3 protein-coding genes are annotated in these 3,538 nt (G+C 73.9%); 2 read left to right on the forward strand and 1 reads right to left on the reverse strand.

Translation table 11 applies throughout. From position 1 onward, the window contains the following. Positions 1 to 277: 277 nt before the first annotated feature. Entirely contained in the window at positions 278 to 1,033 is a 756-nt protein-coding gene (locus ACFV61_RS16125; protein ID WP_380492174.1) for an ABC transporter ATP-binding protein, read from the forward strand. A 27-nt stretch (positions 1,034 to 1,060) separates the two neighbouring features. Beyond that, positions 1,061 to 2,218, forward strand: coding sequence for a hypothetical protein (locus ACFV61_RS16130; RefSeq protein WP_380492176.1), 1,158 nt, complete (start codon positions 1,061 to 1,063; stop codon positions 2,216 to 2,218). An 80-nt stretch (positions 2,219 to 2,298) separates the two neighbouring features. Here ACFV61_RS16130 and rlmN read toward each other — a convergent pair whose 3' ends face one another. Beyond that, a complete protein-coding gene (rlmN, locus tag ACFV61_RS16135; protein ID WP_063347664.1) occupies positions 2,299 to 3,399 on the reverse strand; it encodes a 23S rRNA (adenine(2503)-C(2))-methyltransferase RlmN in 1,101 nt (366 codons plus the stop codon). Positions 3,400 to 3,538: the final 139 nt, after the last annotated feature.

The following is a 3,538-nucleotide window of genomic DNA, read 5'->3' on the forward strand; positions in this document are numbered from 1 at the left end:
CCCACAACTATTTTATAAATTTGTTTGTTGGTGGGCTGCTTATTTTTTTTATATCCCACTGCTCACCCCCTGACCCTCCTCCCCCCCCCCCCGCCCAGGGGGGGTCCCACTCCCCCGGGACCGCCCTTCGGCGTTTTTCCGGCGCTGTCGGCCGATCAAACATGCCTGATTGCGGGTGATTTGCCCGCGATGGACCAGAGCGCCGCAACCGCACCAGGCCCCAGTCGTTCTAATCTGACGACTGTCATATCCCTGCGGCCACCCAGGATGGAACCTCATGTCAGCGGCACCGCCTGACAACGACGTGCTGTGGGCCCGGGGGATCGTCAAGTCCCATCACGGCACCCCCGCCCTGCGGGGCATCTCGATCGGCGTCCGCGAGGGCGAAGTGCTCGCCGTCACCGGCCCGCGCGGCTCCGGCAAGAGCACCCTCCTCGGCTGCCTCTCCGCCCTCCTCACCGTCGACGAGGGCGAGGTCTGGTTCAACAGCGCGCCCGTCCACACCCTCGGCCGGGCCGGGCGCGAACGGCTGCGCCGCGACCGCTTCGGCTTCGTCGGCTCCGAACCCCACCTGGTGCCCGAACTGACCGCCCGGGAGAACGTCGCCCTGCCGCTGCTGCTCGCCGGCGCCGGCAACAAGGCCGCCTACACCGCCGCCGACGAATGGCTGGAACGCCTCGACGTCGGCGAGGTCGCCCGGCAGCGCCCCGACCGGCTGCTCCAGAGCCAGCGCCAGCGGATCGCCGTCGCCCGCGCCCTCGCCCCGCTGCCGCCCGTCGTCTTCGCCGACGACCCCACCGCCCCGCTCCACCGCGAGGCCGCCGACCAGGTCCTGCGGATACTGACCAGCGCGGCCCGGTCGCACCAGCTCACCCTCGTCCTGGCCACTCACGACCCCGAGCTCGTCCGGTTCGCGGACCGCGCCGTCGCCCTCGTCGACGGACGGCTCACCGCCCCCGCCGCCCCCGTCCCGCGCGGGCCCGCCGTCCCGGGGGCGGCCGGCGCGTCCGCCGTCTCGGGCATCCGCCGCTGACGACGCCGAGCCGCTGAAAGAGTCGACGTGTTCTATCTCCGTCTGGCCCGGGGCTACCGGGTGCCCGACCTCGGCCGCTGGCTGCTCACCGTGCTGGCCGCCGCCGTGGTCTCCGCCTTCCTGCTGCGCTCCCTCGGCCGGGCGATGAGCGACCCGCTCGGCGGCGAGGACGCGCTGGTGCGACTGCTCTGGTGCCTGCCCCCGCTCGCCGCCGTCGCCTGGTTCGCGGCCGTCGCCGCCCGCGCCGTACCCGCCCAGCGGCCCGAACGGATCACCGGCCTGCGTGCCGCCGGAGCCGGCTCCGGCCGGATCCGCACCCTGATCGCCGGTGAGGTCGTGCTCGCCTGCACCCTCGGCAGCGTGCTCACCCTGCTGGTCTTCCTGGTCCTGCGCAACGACATCGCCGGGCCCGCGCTCGCCCCCGACCTCGGCATGGGCGTACCGCTGCCGGCCGTCGCGCCGGTCGCCCTGCTCGCCCTGGTCCCGCTCACCGCCGGGATCGCCGCCGCCTGCGCCGTCCCGCCCACCGAGTACCTGCCCGGCGGCCGCACCCGCACCCGCGGCGGCACCGGCTTCGGCGCCCTGCGGGTCGCCCTGCCCGTCGGGCTCGCCGTGATCGGCCTCGCCCTCGAACTCATCGCCCTGCGGCCCGGCGCCGCCGCCGACGGCCGGCCGATCCACCTGCCCGCCGGGCTCGGCAGCACCAGCACCGCCGCACTCGGCGGCTGGGCCGCCAGCGCGGTCGGACTCGCCCTGCTCACCGGCCCGTTGCTGTCCTGGACCGGGCGGCTGCTCGCGCTCGGCCGGCCCACCCCGCTACGGCTGCTGGCCGGCCGCGGACTCACCGCCCAGGCCCGCCGCCTCGGCCCGCCGCTGGCCGTGCTCACCCTCGCCCTCGCGCTGGTGCTCACCACCATCCGCTACTGGATCGACACGCCCGACAGCGCCGACGCGCTGCCCGCCGTCGAGGCCTGCCTGGTGCTCGGCTGCGCGGCCGCCGCCGTGGTCACCCGGCTGGCCGAGGTCCGCACCGACCGCCGGGACGTCACCGACGTGCTGCTGCGCCTCGGCACCTCGCCCCGGCTGCTGTTCGGCGCGGTCGCGCTGCGCACCCTGGCGGTGGGCACCACGCTGCTGGTGACCGGCGGGGCGACCGCCGCACTGGCGGCCGCAGGCCTGCGCTGACCTGCGGCTTTCGCCGACCTGCCGGTTTGCGTTGACCTACCGGCCTGCGTTGACCTGCCGGTTTGCGTTGGCCCGCCGGCTCAGCCCGCCGCGGCGAGCTGACCGCAGGCGCCGTCGATCTCCTGGCCCCGGGTGTCGCGGACGGTCGTCGGCACCCCGTGCGACTGGAGCCGACGGACGAACTCGCGCTCGTCCTCGGGCCGGGAGGCGGTCCACTTGGAGCCCGGCGTCGGGTTCAGCGGGATCAGGTTGACGTGCACCCGGTGGTTCTTGATCAGCCGGCCGAGCAGGTCCGCCCGCCATGCCTGGTCGTTGATGTCCTTGATCAGCGCGTACTCGATAGAGATCCGCCGGCCGGACTTCTCCGCGTAGTTCCACGCGGCGTCCAGCACCTCGGCGACCTTCCAGCGGGTGTTCACCGGCACCAGCTCGTCGCGCAGCTCGTCGTCCGGGGCGTGCAGCGACAGCGCCAGGCGGCAGCTGAGGCCCTCGTCGGCCAGCCGGTTCATCGCCGGGACCAGGCCGACGGTCGACACCGTGACACCGCGCTGGGACAGGCCGAAACCGTCCGGCGCCGGGTCGGTCAGCCGGCGGATCGCGGCCAGCACCCGGTTGTAGTTGGCCAGCGGCTCGCCCATGCCCATGAAGACCACGTTCGACAGCCGCGCCTCGCCGCCGGGGATCTCGCCGGCCTTGAGCGCGCGCATCCCGGCGGCGATCTGCTCGACGATCTCGGCGGTGGACAGGTTGCGGGTCAGCCCGGCCTGGCCGGTCGCGCAGAAGGGGCAGTTCATGCCGCAGCCCGCCTGCGAGCTGATGCACATGGTGACCCGGTCCGGGTAGCGCATCAGCACCGACTCGACGAGCGTGCCGTCGAAGAGCTTCCAGAGCGTCTTGCGGGTGGTGTCGTCGTCGCAGGACACGTGCCGCACGACCGACATCAGCTCCGGCAGCAGGCTCCCGGTGAGCTTCTCCCGGCTGGCGGCGGGGATGTCCGTCCAGCCCTCCGGGTCGTTCGACATCCGGCCGAAGTAGTGGTTGGAGAGCTGCTTGGCGCGGAACGGCTGCTCGCCCAGCTCGGCGACGGCCTCCTTGCGCTCGGCGGGGCTCAGGTCGGCGAGGTGTCGCGGGGGCTTGGCGCCGCGCGGCGCGACAAAGGTGAGTTCTCCGGGCTTAGGCATGGTTCATCCAGTGTCGCAGACGCCGGGAGCAGGCCAGGACGTGCGAGGGCCCCCCCCCCGCACGCGTCCCGGGGCCCTCCACCCCCCCCCGCCCCGCGTCACGGTCAGTTGCGGCCGACCGCCCGACAATGGCCGAAGA

This window comes from Kitasatospora sp. NPDC059817, assembly GCF_042731835.1.
In the GTDB taxonomy this organism is placed as follows: domain Bacteria; phylum Actinomycetota; class Actinomycetes; order Streptomycetales; family Streptomycetaceae; genus Kitasatospora.